The following is a 17,015-nucleotide window of genomic DNA, read 5'->3' on the forward strand; positions in this document are numbered from 1 at the left end:
GCAGCTATCCACCTATTGGACTGATCCATGAGCGACGCACTCAAGACCCTGCTCATCGTTGGTTTTCTTATACTCATTTTGTGGAATTTAGGCGCGGGCTTGTATTACATGCTCACCGACAAGGGCAGCACGCGGCGCACAGTCAACGCACTCACCAAGCGCATCGTGCTGAGTATCGCGCTGATTCTGTTTATCATGCTCGCCATCCACATGGGCTGGATCCAACCCCACGGCATTGGCCGCGCCCCAGCAGGGTGATCTGCAACGCGCGCTTCGCAGCAAGAACAAAGGCCGGCAATCCCGGCCTTTGTTGCAAGATAACGCTAGGTTCTAAAACGCGCTGCATCCGTATTACAGAACGTAGACAAACAGAAACAGCCCCAGCCAGACCACGTCGACGAAGTGCCAGTACCACGCGACTGCTTCAAAACCAAAGTGGTTGTCTTTATCGAAATGCCCCTTGGCGCAACGCAGCCACATCACCGCCAACATAATGGTGCCTAGCGTCACGTGCGCGCCATGGAAGCCGGTGAGCATAAAGAAGGTAGAACCGTAAATGCCCGAACCCAAGGTTAAATTCAGCGCGCCATAGGCGTGCATATATTCGGTGACTTGGAAATACAAGAACAGGCAGCCCAGCAACACCGTCAGCCCAAGGAAGAACGACAGCACGCCGCGCTTACCCGCCTTAAGCGCGTGGTGCGCAATCGTGATCGTGACACCCGAACTCAGCAGGATCAGCGTATTGAGCAGCGGCAGCCCCCATGCTGGAATGGTTTGGAAATCTCCGCCTACAGCCGATGGGCCGTTACTCGGCCAGCCCGCCGTAAAGCCGGGGTAGAGCAATTCATGCGTGGCCACACCGTGGCCTTCGCCACTAAGCCACGGCAGCGCAAACTGGCGTGCATAAAACAGCGCACTAAAAAACGCAGCAAAGAAAAAGACTTCGGAAAAAATGAACCACACCATGCCCAAGCGGAAGGAAATATCCACCTGCTTGTTGTAATGGCCAGCGACTGATTCCCGAATGACGTCACCAAACCACCGGAACAGCACCGCGATAATCCCGGCGATACCGATAAAAAACACGGTGCGCCCCCAGCTGACTTCATTAAGCCAGCAGGCAAAGCCCACCATGGTGATGAACATGGAAATCGAAGCAAACAGCGGCCATTTGCTGCTGTGTGGGACGAAGTAACTTCCTTCGGAGCTGCCCTGCTGGGCGTAGGCATCGGCCATGGCGATCTTCCAGACGGTACGTGAAAAAGTTAAGGGGCAGCGCGAACTGCTCCAGCCTGGCCTTGCCCCGCTACAAGCGCAGCAGTTTGGGCCTCATTTTTGAAAAAGGTGTACGACAAGGTAATGGTCTTCACTCCTTTCGGAAGTGAAGGGTCCACGATGAAGCGCACCGGCATATCGCGCGACTCACCTGCCTGCAGCGCCTGCTCGGTAAAGCAAAAGCATTCGGTCTTATTGAAGTAGCCAGACGCGCGCGCCGGTGCCACCGAGGGCACCGCGTTCCCAACAATGGCGCGATCCGACACGTTGCGCGCAAAAAATAGTGCTTGATATTCGCGCCCGAGCTGCACCCGCATCGTTTGCTGCTCGGGTGCAAATTTCCACGGCAGCTTGGAGTTCACCCCACCGTCGAATTGCACCGTGATCCAGCGCGCGTCGGGAGCAACGTCTTTCGCCACAGGAGCCACGATCGCCCCCTGCTCCAGACGCACGCCGAACACCTTTTCACACGCGATGCGATACAGCGGCACCAGCGAGAAGGCGAACCCGAACGCTGCTAGCGATACGCCAAGCAGTTTCCAGACGCCCATCTTGCTGATGCGAGATTCACTCATGAGCGCAGCGCCATCATCGTGATGAAACCTGCATACAAGGCGATGACTACCCCAGCAAACAACCACGCAGTGCGCTTGGCGCGTTTACGACGCGCCTCCACTTCAGCGGCAGTTTGCGGTGGTAGCGAATCAACCATGGCCTGCATCTCCATTAGTGGCTCACGTCGTCATGCGCCAAATCACCCGGCTTGATCACCGGTGGCACTTCAAACGTGTGGTGCGGTGCTGGCGACGGAACCGTCCATTCCAGCCCACGCGCCCCTTCCCATGCACGCGCTTCGGCCTTGGCACCGTACTTCTTGGAATGCCACAACACGAAGGCCATGAAGAACGGCGTCACGAACATGCCGAACGCGCCAATCGAGCTCACCAGATTCCAATCGGCAAACACCACGTTGTAATCGGGGATACGCCGCGGCATCCCGGCCAGTCCCAAGAAATGCTGTGGGAAGAACAGCACGTTCACAAACACCAGCGTCCACCAGAAATGGATCTTCGCCAGCGTTTCGTTATACATGCGGCCACTCCACTTAGGCCACCAGTAGTAAATCGCCGCGATGATGGCAAACAGCGCGCCAGTCACCAACACATAGTGGAAGTGCGCCACCACAAAATAGGTGTCGTGATATTGGAAGTCGGCGGGCACCACGGCCACCATCACCCCGGAAAACCCGCCAATAGCGAACAGAATCACAAAAGCAATTGCCCACAGCATCGGCGCTTCAAAAGTGAGCGAACCGCGCCACATCGTGGTGAGCCAGTTGAAGATTTTTACCCCGGTGGGGATCGAAATCAGCATGGTGGCGAACATGAAGTAGATTTCGCCACCCAGCGGCATCCCCACCGTAAACATGTGGTGCGCCCACACGATGAAGCTCAGGAACGCGATGCTGGCCAGCGAATACACCATGGCCTGATAGCCAAACAGCGGCTTGCGGCTGAAGGTGGGCATGATCTCGCTGACGATGCCAAACGCCGGCAAGATCATGATGTACACCTCAGGGTGCCCGAAGAACCAGAAAATATGCTGGTACATGATCGGGTCACCGCCACCGGCGGCATTGAAGAAGCTGGTGCCAAAGAAGCGGTCGGTCAGCAGCATGGTCACCGCGCCCGCCAGCACCGGGATCACCACGATCAACAGGAACGAGGTAATCAGCCAGCTCCAGCAGAAGATCGGCATCTTCAGCAGATCCACGCCCGGCGCACGCATATTGAGCACAGTGGCGATGATGTTGATCGCCCCCATGATCGAGCTGATCCCCATCAGGTGGATCGCGAAAATGGCGAACGCCAAGTTAGCACCGCCTTGCAGCGACAGCGGCGGATACATCGTCCACCCACCCGCAGGCGCACCGCCCGGCAAGAAGAAGGTGAGTAGCAGCAGCACGAAGGCAAACGGCATGATCCAGAACGATAGGTTGTTCATGCGCGGCAACGCCATGTCCGGCGCACCGATCTGCAGCGGAATCATCCAGTTCGCAAGGCCCACAAACGAGGGCATGATCGCGCCGAAGATCATCACCAGTGCGTGCATGGTGGTGAGCATATTGAAATGCTCCGGGTCCACCAGTTGCAGGCCCGGCGTAGCCAGCTCAGCGCGGATCGCCACCGAGAACGCCGCACCAATAATCGCCATGGTGAAGCTAAAAATCAGGTACAGCGTACCGATGTCTTTGTGGTTCGTTGAGAAAAACCAGCGGTCGATAAACCCCTGCTTGTGGTGACCGTGGGCCGCGTGTGCAACGGCGTCTGGATGCGTAGCAGACATGGAATGAACCTTCTGTATTCAGTACGTGAATCAACCGGCCTGCGCAGCAGGCTGGATGGGTTGGGCAGCGGAAGCGGTGGCCGCAGGTGCGGGTGCCGCCTCGGCCTCAGGCGCAGCGACAGGTGCAGCAGGCTCAGGCGCGGGTGCGCGCTTGGCCTTTTCTGCTGCCAGCCACGTCGCAAACTCGGCCTTGCTCACCGCCTTGACCACAATCGGCATAAAGCCGTGGTCTTTGCCGCATAGCTCGGCGCACTGCCCGCGATACACGCCCGGCTTTTCGATCTGCGCCCAAGCCTCATTCACAATCCCCGGCACCGCGTCTTGCTTCCAACCCAATGCAGGCACCCACCACGAGTGAATCACATCGTCGGCGGTCAGCACGAAGCGCACCTTGGTATCCACCGGCAGCACCAGCACGTTATCCACGTTCAGCAAATAATGGGGATCATCCGCAGCGGTCACCACTTTTCCACTTTGCCGCAGATCATCACTTTTACGATCCAGACGGCTGGTGAACGACACCTCTTCCCCTAGATATTCATATTTCCACATCCACTGATACCCGGTGACCTTCACGGTCATGCCGGAATCGCGCACGTCGTACATACGAATCAGGCCACTGGTGGAGGGAAACGCCAGCCCCACCAGAATCAGGATGGGAATGGCCGTCCACACCGCCTCTAGCTTGGTGTTGTGGGTCAATGTGGTGTCTGGCACCGCGCCTTTGGACTTGCGGAAGCGGAAGATCGCCACCGCCATCGCGCCAAACACCAGTACGCCAATGATGACGCAGACCCACAGCACGATCATGTGCGCGTCATACGCCGCGTGGGAGGTTGGGGTTACGCCAGGCCCCATATTTAATTGCCAAGGCTTGGGATCTGTGTGCCCGGCAGGATCTTGCGCCAGTGCCATCAACGGCATTCCCATGCCCAATACAACCGACAGCGCTCGCTGTTTCAAACGACCAAGTGTCATCACATCGCGCCCCACTCGCGTTCAATCTGATTTAAGTGCGCGGCCCAGAGCGGCTAGAACCACGCGGTAAAGGTCTTAAAACTGTCGCCCTTCCCCGGCTAGCAAACCAAACCAAGTTTGCTTTGATCTGGATCAAGATTACTAATGATGTTCAGCTACGGCAAGACTTATTGCAAATCCTGCCGCAAAACGCCAGTCGTTCTACACTATGCAATCCTGCCGACACCCCCTGCGGGCCATGACCGACACATCCCCCACCCCCATCACGCCATTACTGGCGGACGTTAATCCCCTCCCTTTGCCGCCGCGCGCCGCCATTACTCATGGCTGGATTCGCGACGAAGCCGAACATGTGCGTTACCTGCTCACCCAAGCGCGCCTTGATCCAACCGACCGCGACGCAGCGCAAGCCATTGCCGGCGACTTGGTGCAGCGCGTGCGTGCGCGTACCCGCGACCAAGGCGTAGTTGAGGCGTTCATGCGCCAATACGACCTAGGCAGCGAAGAAGGTGTGCTGCTGATGTGCGTGGCCGAAGCCCTGCTGCGCATTCCGGATCAAGAAACCGCCGACGCGTTGATTCGCGACAAACTGGGCGATGCCAACTGGAAGCGCCACCTTGGACAATCCGATTCAGTGCTGGTCAACGCCTCCACTTGGGGCCTGATGCTTACCGGCAAGCTGGTCGATCTTGCCGATGACACCAAACGCGATGCCTATGGCGCCTTCCAGCGCCTCATTGGCCGCGCCGGTGAGCCGGTCATTCGTCTGGCCGTGCGTCAAGCGATGAAGATCATGGGCCACCAGTTCGTGCTGGGGCGCACCATCGACGAAGCGCTGACGCGTTCGCGCAAGGGCGATAACGCCAACTACCGCTACTCCTTCGACATGCTGGGCGAAGCTGCGCTCACCGCCGCCGATGCTAAGCGCTACCTCGACTCTTACCGTATGGCCATCCACGCCATCGGCAAGACCGGGCCGTTTAGCGATGTGTTCTCCGCCCCCAGCATCTCGGTGAAACTATCCGCTCTGCACCCGCGCTACGAGCACGCCAAGCGCGCGCGCGTCTTGGCCGAACTAGGGGCTGGCCTGCTTGAACTATCACAGCTGGCCAAGTCGTATGGCATTGGCCTGACCATCGACGCCGAAGAAACCGACCGTCTCGAACTCTCTTTAGACCTCATCTTCCACGTCCTCGGCGATGCTTCACTGCAAGGCTGGGACGGCTTCGGCATCGTGGTGCAGGCGTATCAAAAGCGCGCACCGTTTGTGATCGACTACATCGTGCACATGGCCAAGCAGCTGGGCCGCCGCATCCCCGTACGCTTGGTGAAAGGCGCGTATTGGGATGCAGAAGTAAAGCGTGCGCAAATGGATGGACAAGCGGGTTACCCGCTGTTCACGCGCAAGCAGAACACCGACGTGTCCTACCTTGCCAACGCGCGCCGCATGCTGGACGCGGGTGATGCGCTGTACCCGATGTTCGCCACCCACAATGCGCAAACGATCGCCACAGTGCACCGCATGGCGCGGGCGATGCGCGGCCGCCGTGATTGGGAGTTCCAAAAACTGCATGGCATGGGTGATGACCTCTACGCCGAAGTCATCCCAGCCAACCGTCTGGACGTTCCTTGCCGTGTGTATGCACCGGTGGGCAGCCACGAAGACCTGCTGCCGTATCTGGTGCGCCGTCTGCTCGAAAACGGTGCTAACTCCAGCTTCGTGAACCGTATCACCGACGAGACCATCCCAGTAGAAGAACTGATCCGCAACCCGGTGGATTTCGTGTCTTCCCTGTCGCATATCCAGCATCCACGCATCCCGCTGCCGGTTGACCTCTACCGCAGCCAGAACCAGCCACGAGACAATTCCATGGGCATCAATCTTGCTAACGATAACGACCTGCGCAAGCTGGCCGACTCCCTCAACAGCGCCGGTGCCGGTAGCTGGATCGCCGCGCCGCTGGTGCCGGGCGCCAATGCGTCCGCCGCGCAGATCGCCGTCACCAACCCGGCCGACCGCCGCGAGGTAGTTGGCCACTGGCAACCCGCCGATACCGCCACCGTTGCGCAGGCCCTGAGCAATGCTGTGGCCGCCCACGCCAACTGGGACGCCACCCCCGCCAGTTCGCGCGCAGCCCTGCTGGAACATGCTGCAGGCCTACTAGAAGCACGCATGCCCGCTTATATGGCGATGTGCACCAAGGAAGCAGGCAAGACTTTGGTGGATGGCATCGCTGAAGTGCGCGAAGCGGTGGACTTCCTGCGCTACTACGCCTTGCAGGCGCGCGAACATTTTGCCCCGATGGCCCTCCCCGGCCCCACCGGCGAATCCAACCAACTGCAGTTGGCTGGGCGCGGCGTGTTTGTTTGCATCAGCCCGTGGAACTTCCCGCTGGCCATTTTCCTCGGCCAAATTGCGGCTGCGCTAGCCGCAGGCAATACCGTCATCGCCAAGCCCGCCGAACAAACCAATCTGATCGGCTATGCCGCAGTGAAGCTGCTGCACGAAGCAGGTATTCCGCAAAACGTGCTGCAGTTTGTGCCGGGCGACGGCGCTAGTGTTGGCGCCGCGCTAACCGCCGACCCGCGCGTGGCGGGTGTGTGCTTCACCGGCTCCACCGAAACCGCACGCCTGATCAACCGCGCCCTCGCCAGCCGCGAAGCAGGCCCCATCGCCACGCTGATTGCCGAAACCGGCGGCCAAAACGCGATGATCGCCGACAGCTCCTCGCTGCCGGAACAGGTCGTGAAAGATGCCCTCGGCTCGGCCTTTACCTCCGCCGGTCAGCGCTGCTCGGCCGCACGCGTGCTGCTGGTACAAGACGATATCGCCGATAAAGTCATCACCATGCTGGCCGGTGCAATGGCCGAACTGGTGGTAGGCGACCCCGGCCAGCCAGCCACCGATGTTGGCCCGGTGATCGACACCGACGCCAAATGTATTTTGGACGATCACAGCAAGAACATGGATAGCAGCGCCAAGCTCATCGCCAAGGCCGCGCTGGGCGCAGGCACCGAACACGGCACGTTCTTCGCACCATCGGCGTGGGAACTGCAGTCTATCGCCCAGCTCGACCGCGAGAAGTTCGGCCCCGCCCTGCACGTCATTCGCTGGAAAGCCGACGAACTCGATGCCGTGGTCGATGCCATCAATGCCACGGGTTATGGCCTAACTTTGGGCATCCATTCGCGCATCGACGCCACCATCGATCGCATCGTGTCGCGCGCTAAGGTGGGTAATATCTACGTCAACCGCAACCAGATCGGCGCGGTCGTGGGCGTGCAGCCATTCGGTGGCCAAGGCCTGTCCGGCACCGGCCCGAAGGCCGGCGGCCCGCACTACCTGCCGCGCTTCGCCACCGAAAAAACCGTCACCATCAACACCACGGCGGCAGGCGGCAATGCCTCCCTTTTGACACTGGGTGACTAAGTCCCCGCGTCGAGTACCTACAAAAACCCCGCATCGCTGCGGGGTTTTTTGTTGCTCAATCAATCGACCACTTAGAACTTGTAGTTGATCGAAGCGCCCAGCACATCGCCCGCCACCTTGTACTTGCCCGTCAGCGTGCTGCCGGTGGCCGAGGTGATGTTGATGCTTGGCTCGTCGGTGAACAGATGGGTGTAGCCCACGTTCACTTCGGTCTTATCTGAAGCAGCCCAGCTCAGACCCAGCGACAGCCAAGTGCGATCGGTATCCGGCACGCGCACATCGCGGTGCTGATTGCTCGTTGGCGTCTTGTCGAATGCCACGCCGCCGCGCAACGTTACCGTATTGGAGAGCTTGTATTCCGCACCCAACGAGGTGAACGTGGTGTTGTCATAACCAAACTCCAGCACGCTGTTCGGCTGATTCGAGTCGAAGTCCACGGTCACCTTGTCAAACGCCGACGACCACTGTGTGGCCGAGAAGTCGCCCATCATCGTCCAACGATCATTGAAACGATGGGCAAAGCTCAGCGTCATCGACGAAGGCAAGCGCACCGTAGCCTTACCGCCGGTATTCACGAAAATACCTTGTGCCTGCGTTTGCATGATGGTTGCCGCATTACCCGGAACATCAAACGTGGCCTTGCCGTTGGTGATCTTGTGGTTCACCTTGGAGCGGTAGCTCAGCGCGATATTGGTGTTTTCGGTAAAGCTAAACGTTGCGCCCAATACATAGCCGAAACCATTGTGGCTACCTTCGATATTGGAAGCACCATCGGCGCTACCCGGATAGAAGCCCAGCTGCGCCATTTGCAGAGCGGCCGCCTGCGCCGCTGCAGCGGCCTGTGCGGGCGTACCGCCACCCTGCAACACTTGCGCCGCGGCCTTTTGCTGCGCTTGGCCATTGATCACCGAGCCAAAATCAATTGCATTGCTCAAGGTAATCGACAGGTGTTCCGCAAACACGCTGGCACCGAAGGACACATAAGGGTTCACGTCATACGAGAACGATGCAGCAAGATCGACCACCTTCATATCGGTCTTATCGCCGTGGTAACGGCCTACCCAACCGGCCTCGTAATCGGTCTTGAAGCCATACGGTGCGGTGAGCGCAACGCCGAAGTGCATATTGTCGTTTTCACCAAACGGCACGTGGAAATACGCCGACGGCACCGGCGCAATCATGCCCGCGTCGCCGCCATTACCGCCACTGATCGGCGCACCGTTGGCGTAGCGGCCGTTGTAATCTTTGAGCTTGGCCGAGAAGCTAATCGCACTGACGTCGGCCTGGAACTGGCGGCCATCGAGCAGGCGCATCGACGCCGGATTGGTGGCCACCACCGAAGCATCGCCCCAGGCACTGGTCGAGCCTGCAAATGCGCGGCCAAGGCCTTTGGCACTATTTTCTTTCAACTGGAACGCCGCTGCGTCGGCCTGGCCACAAGCCAATACACCGGCAATACCAAGGGCCAGTGCCGAAACGCGAGCAAGAATCGAAGTGGTCTGCATGGTTGAGACTCTCTATAAAGGATTGTGATGTTTCATTTCGTGCGCACGTCTGTCACTTTGGCGTGAATAAGCCACAATGACAAACACCCTCCTGACGTACGTCACCGTATGTGACTATACATTAAATTTAACCTGTCAATAACACTTCCACCTTCCTCTTAAAGCGCCCCATGTTCGTCGGTATTCCCCCCCGCCAAACCCGCCATCTCCGCTGGGCCACGCCGTTGCTCTTTGCCGCGCTGTGGCTGGCTTATGTCCTTACCGCACTACGCACGCCCAACGCCACGCTCGATTGGGGGGTGCTCACAGGAGGGCTGCATACGGTTGCTGCATGGCAGCAGGCGTTCACTGATGGCAGCGTACTGCGCCTGTTCTCCGCGCTCTTCCTGCATGCCGACTGGATTCACCTGCTGGGTAATCTCGTCTTTCTGCTTATTTTCGGCCTGCCTGCCGAGCGCACGATGGGGGGGAGACGCTTCCTCGTCCTATTTTTGCTGGGTGGCGCGCTTTCAAACTTTGCCGCTGTTCTAGCCATCGGCGCGCCCGATCGTGTCATTATTGGCGCCAGTGGCGCGGTGTCTTCGGTCATTGGGGCTTATCTCGCCCTATTCCCCAGTGCTCGCCTTGGCGTTGTGTTGCCGCTGGGCCTGTTTTTGCAATTTGTTCGGGTTCCCGCCTTTCTATTGATTGGGCTATGGGCGCTGCTGCAGTTGTTCTTTGCTTATAGCGGCCCGGCCTTCGGCGCAGTGGCTTGGCCCGCTCATATCGCGGGCTTTGTATTCGGCGTGCTGTTCGCGCTTATCACCCGCGCCGCCATCGCACGACGCTTGCGCCGTAGCCGCGGCTACTGAGCCTTTGCTCGTTTTTTAAGCTCCATTAGCGCTGCATCAATCGGCCCCTGCCCCGGCAACACTTCGCCAATTTTTTCCACCTCGGTCGCGCTGCCGTTTTCTGCCGCCAAATGACCGGGCAGTTCAGATTCGCTTATCGGTGCCGGTCGCCGCTGCGCGCCGTCTGGATGTAGCACGATGTCGGGCTTGATCCCCAACGCCTGAATCGAATGCCCGTTTGGCGTGTAGTAACGCGCGGTGGTGAGTTTCACCGAATCGCCATTATCAAGCGGCAGCAAGGTTTGCACCGAGCCTTTGCCAAACGTGCGGCTGCCCATCAACACCGCACGTTTATTGTCGCGCAGCGCCCCAGCCAACACTTCTGCCGCGCTGGCCGAGCCCGCATCCACCAGCGCGACCACCGGGGCGCCGTTTAATTTATCGCCCGGTGTTGCTTCAAACTGACTGTTCCCCAGCGCCTCGCGTCCGCGCGTGCTCACGATGTTGCCGCTGTTCAATAACTCATCGGCAATCTGCACCGCGCCTAGTAGCAAACCGCCCGGATTGCTGCGCAAGTCCAATACCAAGCCGCGCAGGGGTGCGGTTTTTTGTAGTGCATCTACTTGCTTGGCAAAATCGGTGGCGGTGCTGGTTTGGAAACTGGAAATCCGCACATAGCCAAACCCCGGTGCCAGCAGTTTTGAGCGAACACTGGTGGCGCGGATCGTTTCGCGCACAAGCGTCACATCAAACGGCTCACGCACACCTGCACGCACTATTTTCACGACCACCGGCGTTCCCGCTTTGCCGCGCAGGGGTGCCGATCCATCCCCCTGCCCGGCGCCCAATAGCTTGCCATCAATCCCGATGATGCGGTCGCCGCTGCGCAAGCCCGCACGGTCGGCCGGGCTGCCGTCTAAGGGAGCCACGACGCGCAACGCGCCGTCACTCTGCTGCTCCAATTCCACACCAACGCCGTCATAACTACCTCGGGTTTGCTCATCAAACTGCTCGGCGTCGCCTTTTTCCATATAGGCGCTGTGCGGGTCCAAATCGAGTAATAGCCCGCGGATTGCCGCCTGCATCAGCTTGTGGTCATCCACCGGGTCCACGTAGGCCTGCTTCACGGCGTTATACACGGTGACATAGCGGCGAATTTCTTCAAGTGGCACCTTCGCGGCCTGCTCCTGCGCATCAGCACGTTCTTCTGCCTGCTGCAAGGCTTGTTGTTCGCCCTCGTCTGTCGGCACGTCTTGCGCCTGCCCGTACAGCGGCAACAAAGCCAACATCAGTGCAATTTCAAGCCGTTTCACCCGCATATACCGCTCCGAATCAAGCCAAGACAATCACCGGCTTTGACCCACTATCGTGCTGCCGGTTCCCGCATCATGCCCGCGAAGCCCTACCGCCGACAATCGCTTTATTGCCGTGTCAGCCACGACTTGGGATTCACCGGGTTACCGTTGTGGCGCAGCTCAAAATACAGTGCGGGCGCTTCCTGCCCTCCGGAAGTCCCCACCGTTGCCACAGCCGTACCCCTGTTTACGTGATCTCCCACGCGCCGCAGCAGCCCATCGTTATGCGCATATAGGCTCATATAGCCATTGCCGTGATCGACGATCAGGATATTGCCATAGCCGGTCATCCAGTCTGAAAACACAACCGTCCCTTCGGCAACCGCTTTCACCGGCGTTCCCGCAGCGGCCGCAATCAATACGCCGCTACTCGAACGTCCGTCCGGCATACGCCCGCCAAACGAAGCCAGCAGATTTCCGGATACCGGCCACGCGAGCCCGCCCACTTTAATTGCAGATGTGCTTGCTAGATTGCGCCGTACAACCGGCTTTCCGGTGGATTTAGCCCGCCGTTCTTGTTCTGCTTTTGCACGCGCGGCTTCGCGTGCCGCCTTGGCCGCTGCAGCACGTAATTGAGCCAGTAGATTCTGTAGCGCTTTTGCGTCTTGCCCCAGTGCTTTTTCGCGCGCGCTTCGATCTTTGTATTCTTTCTCGATATCGGCAAGGACCACCGCACGCTGCTGGCGCGCTGTCTTGAGCTGCTGCAGCTGTTGCTGCTGTTCACGCTGCGCAACTTCCATCGCCGCTTTGCGCTGGGTAATTTCGCCTTCAATCGCTTCCGCTCGCGCAATTTCTGCGCTCAAGGTTCGAATGCGCGCAACCTGAGCACGCTGCAAATACCCCTGCAAAGCCAGCGCACGTTCGGCCTCGGCAACATCTTGCTGTGCTAACAGCGTTTTCAAAGCAGGGACACGCCCCTGTTGCTGTGCCGCCCGCAATAGCGCCGATAGCTCGTTCTTTCTGGCCTGCAAGCTGCCAGATAGCCGCGCACGCTCTTCCTGTAATTGCACGAGCTGCGAGGCATCGCGCTGCAGTGCTTGCTCGGTTTTTTGCAGCCCGCGCTGTACGCTACCTACGCGTGCATCGGCTTCACGTAAGCGCTGGTTCGCTCCACCGCGCTTGGTTTCTAATTGGCGGCGCTGGGTTGTAACCTCGCGCAACTCTCCGCGCACGCTCTGTAAGCGCTTTTCCGTTTCTTTGGTGTCTTGCGCATGCGCGGCCCCTGCCAAAAGCAGCACACATGCGAAGAGGGCATAGCCTTTGCGCATTAGTTCGACAGCACCAAACTTTGCCCGTTCATTTCAACCGGCTGCGCAATGCCCAATAGATCCAGCAATGTGGGGGCAACATCACGCAAAGCACCGCCGCTGCGCAGCTGCACCTGCCGCTGCCCCACAAAGACCAGCGGCACCGGGCCTACCGTATGCGCAGTATGTGGCTGCCCGGTGTCTGGGTCGCGCATCATTTCCAGATTGCCGTGGTCGGCGGTAATCAGCATCGCGCCCCCCACCTCGCGCACCGCCGCAACGACTTCCCCAATCGCCACATCCACCGCCTGCGCGGCCAAGATCGCGGCATCCAAAATACCGCTATGCCCCACCATATCGGGGTTGGCGATATTGCAGATAATGACGTCAAAGCGCTGCGTGCGGATCGCATCTACGAGTTTTTCGGTCAATTCTGGGCAGCTCATTTCTGGCTGCAGGTCGTATGTTGCCACCTTCGGACTAGGCACAAGAATGCGCTGTTCTCCTTCAAACAGCGCCTCACGGCCGCCGCTGAAAAAGAACGTGACATGCGCATACTTTTCCGTTTCCGCAATGCGCAACTGGGTAAGCGCATGGGTCTCAAGCACCTCACCAAGTGTCTTGCGCAGATCATCTGGCGCAAAAGCCACCGGCGCGGGCAGCTTAGCGTCGTATTCGGTTAAGCACACAAAGCGGGCAAGCTGCGGGTTGCGCGCTTGGAATCCATCAAACGCTGGATCGACAAATGCGACGCTGATTTGGCGCGCGCGATCCGCACGGAAATTCATAAATACCACCGCATCGCCATCGCCCATGGGCTGCGCGTCTGCAAGAACGGTGGGGCTTACAAACTCGTCGTTTTCGCCGCGCGCATAAGCCGCTTGCAGTGCGGACAGCGCATCCCCTGCCGAGTAATCCGACTGTGCTTCCACAATCGCATCCCACGCGCGCCGCACACGATCCCAGCGTTTATCGCGATCCATTGCAAAATAACGCCCACCAACGCTTGCGATATGCGCATTGCCTAGCGTTTCACAGAGCGATTGCAAAGCACGCAAACTTGGTTCGGCTGACTGCGGCGGGGTGTCGCGCCCATCCAAGAAGGCATGCACCGCCACGCGCGCCACACCTGCGCGTTTGGCCAATTCCAACATCGCAAAAATATGCTGCTCATGGCTATGCACACCGCCGGGAGACAGCAACCCCATCACATGCAGGGTTTTGCCATTGGATTTCACCGCTGCACACGCCGCATTGAGCTCGGCATTATTGAAGAAGCTCCCGTCTTCAATCGCCGCATCCACGCGGGTGAGGTCCTGATACACGATCCGCCCTGCGCCCAGATTCATATGGCCCACTTCCGAATTCCCCATTTGCCCATCGGGCAGCCCCACAAACCGGCCTTCGGTATGGATCAAAGTATGCGGGCAGGTATTGAGTAAGCCGCGCCAGTTGGGCAACGTCGCTAAGGCCAAGGCGTTGTCGGCGGGGTCATCACGATGCCCCCACCCATCCAGAATCAACAAAACCACGGGCTTCGGACGAGGCAATGACGTCATGGGATCGCGTTCCTAGCGCAAGTGCGCCACATTAGGGGGAAGCAGTGATTGTAGCCTCGCACTCGCATTCAATACTGGACTTTCGACATTTTCATATCCGCCTATTCTCCAGCTACTATCCCTAGACCTTGCCACGGAGTTGATTCATGCGTGACCTGATTCTCCCCATTGCGCTTGTGACGCTATGCGCCTGCACCCCAAAGCAGGCCGAGCAAACCACCAGCACCGATGCCACAGCAGGTGCCGCTGCAACTGCAGCCAGCGCCAGCGACCACGCCTTCCTTCCCCCAATCAATGCGGCAGACTTTGCTGAACACGTGCGCGTACTAGCTTCCGACGCGTTCGAAGGCCGCGGCCCCGGCACCGCTGGCGAAGAAAAAACGGTGAACTACATCAAATCGCAGTTCGCCCGCATCGGCTTGCAGCCCGGCAATGGCGACAGCTGGTTCCAGAACGTTCCGATGGTGGAAACCACCGCCAACGAATCTGCTGTACTACAGCTCAAGATCGGCGACACTCAGCAGGCGCTTAAATTTGGCACCGATATGGTGGTGGGCACCCGCACCGGGCAAACCCAAGTCAGCGTTAAAGATAGCCCCGTGGTCTTTATTGGTTACGGTGTTGACGCCCCCGAGCGCGGCTGGAACGACTACGCCGGTCTTGATGTGAAAGGCAAAACGGTGGTGATGCTGGTCAATGATCCGGGCTTCCATGCCAACGATCCCAAGCTGTTCGACGGCAAGCGGATGACCTACTACGGCCGCTGGACATATAAGTTTGACGAAGCCGCACGTAAAGGCGCCAAAGCGGCGCTCATCATCCACGACACCCCCGGCGCGTCCTACGGCTGGGATGTGGTGAAAAACTCGTGGTCCGGCCCCCAGTACGACCTCCCCGCCGCCGATGATCCAGATCCGCGCCTGCCCATTCAGGGCTGGATCAGCGGTGAAGCCGCCGAAGCCTTGTTTAAGGCCGCCGGGCAAGACCTAGCAAAACTGCGCGCTGCGGCGAACAAGCCGGGTTTCAAAGCCGTTGCCCTCAACGCCAACGCCTCGATTGACTTGAGCAGCACCACCGTTGATAAAAATTCACGCAACGTGATCGGCCTACTCCCCGGTAGCAAAACACCGCAGGAAGCCGTGGCCTATATGGCGCACTGGGATCACCTTGGCAAACACGAGGGCGAAACTGGCGACAATATTTATAACGGAGCCGTCGATAATGCCACCGGTGTTGCCGGCATCCTAGAGCTAGCCGAAGCCTTCAAAAATGCTACTCCAGCACCTGAACGTTCGATTCTCTTTATCGCAGTCACCTTGGAAGAATCGGGCCTACTCGGCTCGAAATACTACGTCGCACACCCCGTCATTCCGCTGGATAAAACCGTTGCGGTGATCAATCTTGATGCGCTATCGCCTATCGGCAAGTCTGAAACGCTCACTGTCGTAGGCAAGGACAGCTCCCAGCTTGAAGACCTGCTCATGGCAGCGATCAAGCCGCAAGGCCGCACGATGGTGGATGAGTCCAATACCGCCGCAGGCTATTACTTCCGCTCCGACCACTTCAATTTTGCCAAAGCAGGCGTGCCTGCGCTGTATATCGGCAGTGGCGACGACCTGGTTGAAGGTGGCAAACAGGCGGGTGAAGCCGCCGGTCAGGCCTACAATGCCGAGCGTTACCACAAACCCGGTGATCAGTACGACCCGGCTACTTGGAATGTTGATGGCATCGTGCAGGATCTTGAAGCCATTGAATCCGTCGGTAGCACATTAGCCAATAGCGGACAGTGGCCAAACTGGTACGACGGCAACCCGTTCAAAGCTGCGCGCGACACAATGATGAAAAAGGCCGCCGTCAAGTAAGGCCGCACACAAACTTATCGCGATACCGTTAGACTCCCGATGACCACCATCGGGAGTTTTTTTATGCTGATTGCGTATTCCTGCGTCATTATCGCCGCCTGCTTGCCCTATCTCTGGGCAGTAATCGCCAAGGGCAGCGCCCCCGGCTACAACAACAAAGACCCACGTGGCTGGATCGCCAAGCAAGACAGCTACAAAGTACGCAATGCCTACAGCGCCCACCTCAACGCGTTCGAGGCCTTCCCCGCCTTTGCCGCCGCCGTGTTAATGGCGCAGTTTGCCCAGGTTGACCCGCAACGCATCGCATGGCTCGCAATGGCATTTATTGTCTTTCGCATCCTGCATGGCGTGTTCTACATCACCGTTCAACAAGCCCTGCGCAGCCTCAGCTGGCTAGGTGGGTTTCTCTGCGTCATCACGCTGATGGTTTCCGCCGTACTGAAAGTCGGCGGCTGAAGTATCGGCGTTGTTTTGACAAAACACAGCCCAAGAAAAAACCCCGCCTCTTGTGAGGCGGGGTTTTGGTATAAGGCCCTGGCGATGACCTACTCTCGCATGCGGATGCACACTACCATCGGCGCGGCTGCGTTTCACTTCCGAGTTCGGGATGGGATCGGGTGGTGCC

Annotated in this window: 14 protein-coding genes and 1 rRNA gene; 5 read left to right on the forward strand and 10 right to left on the reverse strand. The window is 58.8% G+C overall.

Going from position 1 to position 17,015, the window contains the following annotated elements:
- Nucleotides 1-27 precede the first annotated feature (27 nt).
- Nucleotides 28-258, forward strand: coding sequence for a twin transmembrane helix small protein (locus KUL77_RS09875; protein WP_297146441.1), 231 nt, complete (start codon nt 28-30; stop codon nt 256-258).
- Between the two features lie 93 nt (nt 259-351).
- On the opposite strand, the gene KUL77_RS09880 is transcribed toward KUL77_RS09875, so the two are convergent.
- Genes KUL77_RS09880 through coxB form a run of 5 tightly spaced genes read right to left on the reverse strand, consistent with a single transcriptional unit; the run spans nt 352 to nt 4,554 of the window.
- Nucleotides 352-1,239, reverse strand: coding sequence for a cytochrome c oxidase subunit 3 (locus tag KUL77_RS09880; RefSeq protein WP_297146444.1), 888 nt, complete (start codon nt 1,237-1,239; stop codon nt 352-354).
- Between the two features lie 29 nt (nt 1,240-1,268).
- Nucleotides 1,269-1,853 (reverse strand): cytochrome c oxidase assembly protein, encoded by a 585-nt coding sequence (locus KUL77_RS09885; protein ID WP_297146447.1) that lies wholly within the window; start codon nt 1,851-1,853, stop codon nt 1,269-1,271.
- Complete coding sequence (locus tag KUL77_RS09890; RefSeq protein ID WP_297146450.1) at nt 1,850-1,990, reverse strand: hypothetical protein; 141 nt, start codon at nt 1,988-1,990, stop codon at nt 1,850-1,852. Before KUL77_RS09890 ends, KUL77_RS09885 begins: the two co-directional genes overlap by 4 nt.
- A 14-nt stretch (nt 1,991-2,004) precedes the next feature.
- Nucleotides 2,005-3,624, reverse strand: a complete 1,620-nt coding sequence (gene ctaD, locus KUL77_RS09895) for a cytochrome c oxidase subunit I (protein ID WP_297146453.1) — start codon at nt 3,622-3,624, stop codon at nt 2,005-2,007.
- 30 nt (nt 3,625-3,654) lie between these two features.
- Nucleotides 3,655-4,554, reverse strand: a complete 900-nt coding sequence (coxB, locus tag KUL77_RS09900; RefSeq protein WP_297146485.1) for a cytochrome c oxidase subunit II — start codon at nt 4,552-4,554, stop codon at nt 3,655-3,657.
- A 286-nt stretch (nt 4,555-4,840) separates the two neighbouring features.
- Here coxB and putA point away from each other — a divergent pair, with 286 nt between their 5' ends.
- Nucleotides 4,841-8,032: a bifunctional proline dehydrogenase/L-glutamate gamma-semialdehyde dehydrogenase PutA gene (gene putA / locus KUL77_RS09905; RefSeq protein WP_297146456.1), complete on the forward strand. Its 3,192-nt coding sequence runs from the start codon at nt 4,841-4,843 to the stop codon at nt 8,030-8,032.
- A 71-nt stretch (nt 8,033-8,103) separates the two neighbouring features.
- Here putA and KUL77_RS09910 read toward each other — a convergent pair whose 3' ends face one another.
- Complete coding sequence (locus KUL77_RS09910; RefSeq protein WP_297146458.1) at nt 8,104-9,537, reverse strand: outer membrane protein transport protein; 1,434 nt, start codon at nt 9,535-9,537, stop codon at nt 8,104-8,106.
- A 170-nt stretch (nt 9,538-9,707) separates the two neighbouring features.
- Here KUL77_RS09910 and KUL77_RS09915 point away from each other — a divergent pair, with 170 nt between their 5' ends.
- A complete protein-coding gene (locus tag KUL77_RS09915; protein ID WP_297146461.1) occupies nt 9,708-10,388 on the forward strand; it encodes a rhomboid family intramembrane serine protease in 681 nt (226 codons plus the stop codon).
- On the opposite strand, the gene KUL77_RS09920 is transcribed toward KUL77_RS09915, so the two are convergent.
- The 3 genes from KUL77_RS09920 to gpmI form a co-directional block, all read right to left on the reverse strand.
- A complete protein-coding gene (locus KUL77_RS09920; RefSeq protein WP_297146464.1) occupies nt 10,382-11,686 on the reverse strand; it encodes a S41 family peptidase in 1,305 nt (434 codons plus the stop codon). The two genes, KUL77_RS09915 and KUL77_RS09920, sit on opposite strands and share 7 nt — an antisense overlap.
- 101 nt (nt 11,687-11,787) lie before the next feature.
- Entirely contained in the window at nt 11,788-12,990 is a 1,203-nt protein-coding gene (locus KUL77_RS09925) for a peptidoglycan DD-metalloendopeptidase family protein (RefSeq protein WP_297146465.1), read from the reverse strand.
- Nucleotides 12,990-14,528, reverse strand: a complete 1,539-nt coding sequence (gene gpmI / locus KUL77_RS09930; protein ID WP_297146468.1) for a 2,3-bisphosphoglycerate-independent phosphoglycerate mutase — start codon at nt 14,526-14,528, stop codon at nt 12,990-12,992. Before gpmI ends, KUL77_RS09925 begins: the two co-directional genes overlap by 1 nt.
- 146 nt (nt 14,529-14,674) lie before the next feature.
- On the opposite strand from gpmI, the gene KUL77_RS09935 reads away from it, so the two are divergent.
- Together KUL77_RS09935 and KUL77_RS09940 are read left to right on the forward strand one after the other, a co-directional pair.
- Nucleotides 14,675-16,390, forward strand: a complete 1,716-nt coding sequence (locus KUL77_RS09935; RefSeq protein ID WP_297146471.1) for a M28 family metallopeptidase — start codon at nt 14,675-14,677, stop codon at nt 16,388-16,390.
- Nucleotides 16,391-16,453: 63 nt separating this feature from the next.
- Nucleotides 16,454-16,846 carry an MAPEG family protein gene (locus KUL77_RS09940; protein ID WP_297146473.1) on the forward strand — a complete coding sequence of 131 codons (393 nt, stop codon included), beginning with the start codon at nt 16,454-16,456 and terminating at the stop codon, nt 16,844-16,846.
- 76 nt (nt 16,847-16,922) lie between these two features.
- Here the strand turns inward: KUL77_RS09940 and rrf are convergent.
- Nucleotides 16,923-17,015 (reverse strand): 5S ribosomal RNA (gene rrf / locus KUL77_RS09945); the annotation flags it as partial.

This window comes from Thermomonas sp., assembly GCF_019104945.1.
Taxonomy (GTDB): domain Bacteria; phylum Pseudomonadota; class Gammaproteobacteria; order Xanthomonadales; family Xanthomonadaceae; genus Thermomonas.

What these genes read in the sequence shown, in the direction of transcription:
- KUL77_RS09875 (WP_297146441.1), top strand. Translation starts at nt 28, where the DNA reads ATGAGCGACGCACTCAAGACCCTGCTCATCGTTGGTTTTCTTATACTC.
- putA (WP_297146456.1), top strand. Translation starts at nt 4,841, where the DNA reads ATGACCGACACATCCCCCACCCCCATCACGCCATTACTGGCGGACGTT.
- gpmI (WP_297146468.1), bottom strand. Translation starts at nt 14,528, where the DNA reads ATGACGTCATTGCCTCGTCCGAAGCCCGTGGTTTTGTTGATTCTGGAT.
- KUL77_RS09890 (WP_297146450.1), bottom strand. Translation starts at nt 1,990, where the DNA reads ATGGTTGATTCGCTACCACCGCAAACTGCCGCTGAAGTGGAGGCGCGT.
- KUL77_RS09915 (WP_297146461.1), top strand. Translation starts at nt 9,708, where the DNA reads ATGTTCGTCGGTATTCCCCCCCGCCAAACCCGCCATCTCCGCTGGGCC.
- coxB (WP_297146485.1), bottom strand. Translation starts at nt 4,554, where the DNA reads ATGGGAATGCCGTTGATGGCACTGGCGCAAGATCCTGCCGGGCACACA.
- KUL77_RS09935 (WP_297146471.1), top strand. Translation starts at nt 14,675, where the DNA reads ATGCGTGACCTGATTCTCCCCATTGCGCTTGTGACGCTATGCGCCTGC.
- KUL77_RS09920 (WP_297146464.1), bottom strand. Translation starts at nt 11,686, where the DNA reads ATGCGGGTGAAACGGCTTGAAATTGCACTGATGTTGGCTTTGTTGCCG.
- ctaD (WP_297146453.1), bottom strand. Translation starts at nt 3,624, where the DNA reads ATGTCTGCTACGCATCCAGACGCCGTTGCACACGCGGCCCACGGTCAC.
- KUL77_RS09910 (WP_297146458.1), bottom strand. Translation starts at nt 9,537, where the DNA reads ATGCAGACCACTTCGATTCTTGCTCGCGTTTCGGCACTGGCCCTTGGT.
- KUL77_RS09880 (WP_297146444.1), bottom strand. Translation starts at nt 1,239, where the DNA reads ATGGCCGATGCCTACGCCCAGCAGGGCAGCTCCGAAGGAAGTTACTTC.
- KUL77_RS09925 (WP_297146465.1), bottom strand. Translation starts at nt 12,990, where the DNA reads ATGCGCAAAGGCTATGCCCTCTTCGCATGTGTGCTGCTTTTGGCAGGG.
- KUL77_RS09885 (WP_297146447.1), bottom strand. Translation starts at nt 1,853, where the DNA reads ATGAGTGAATCTCGCATCAGCAAGATGGGCGTCTGGAAACTGCTTGGC.
- KUL77_RS09940 (WP_297146473.1), top strand. Translation starts at nt 16,454, where the DNA reads ATGCTGATTGCGTATTCCTGCGTCATTATCGCCGCCTGCTTGCCCTAT.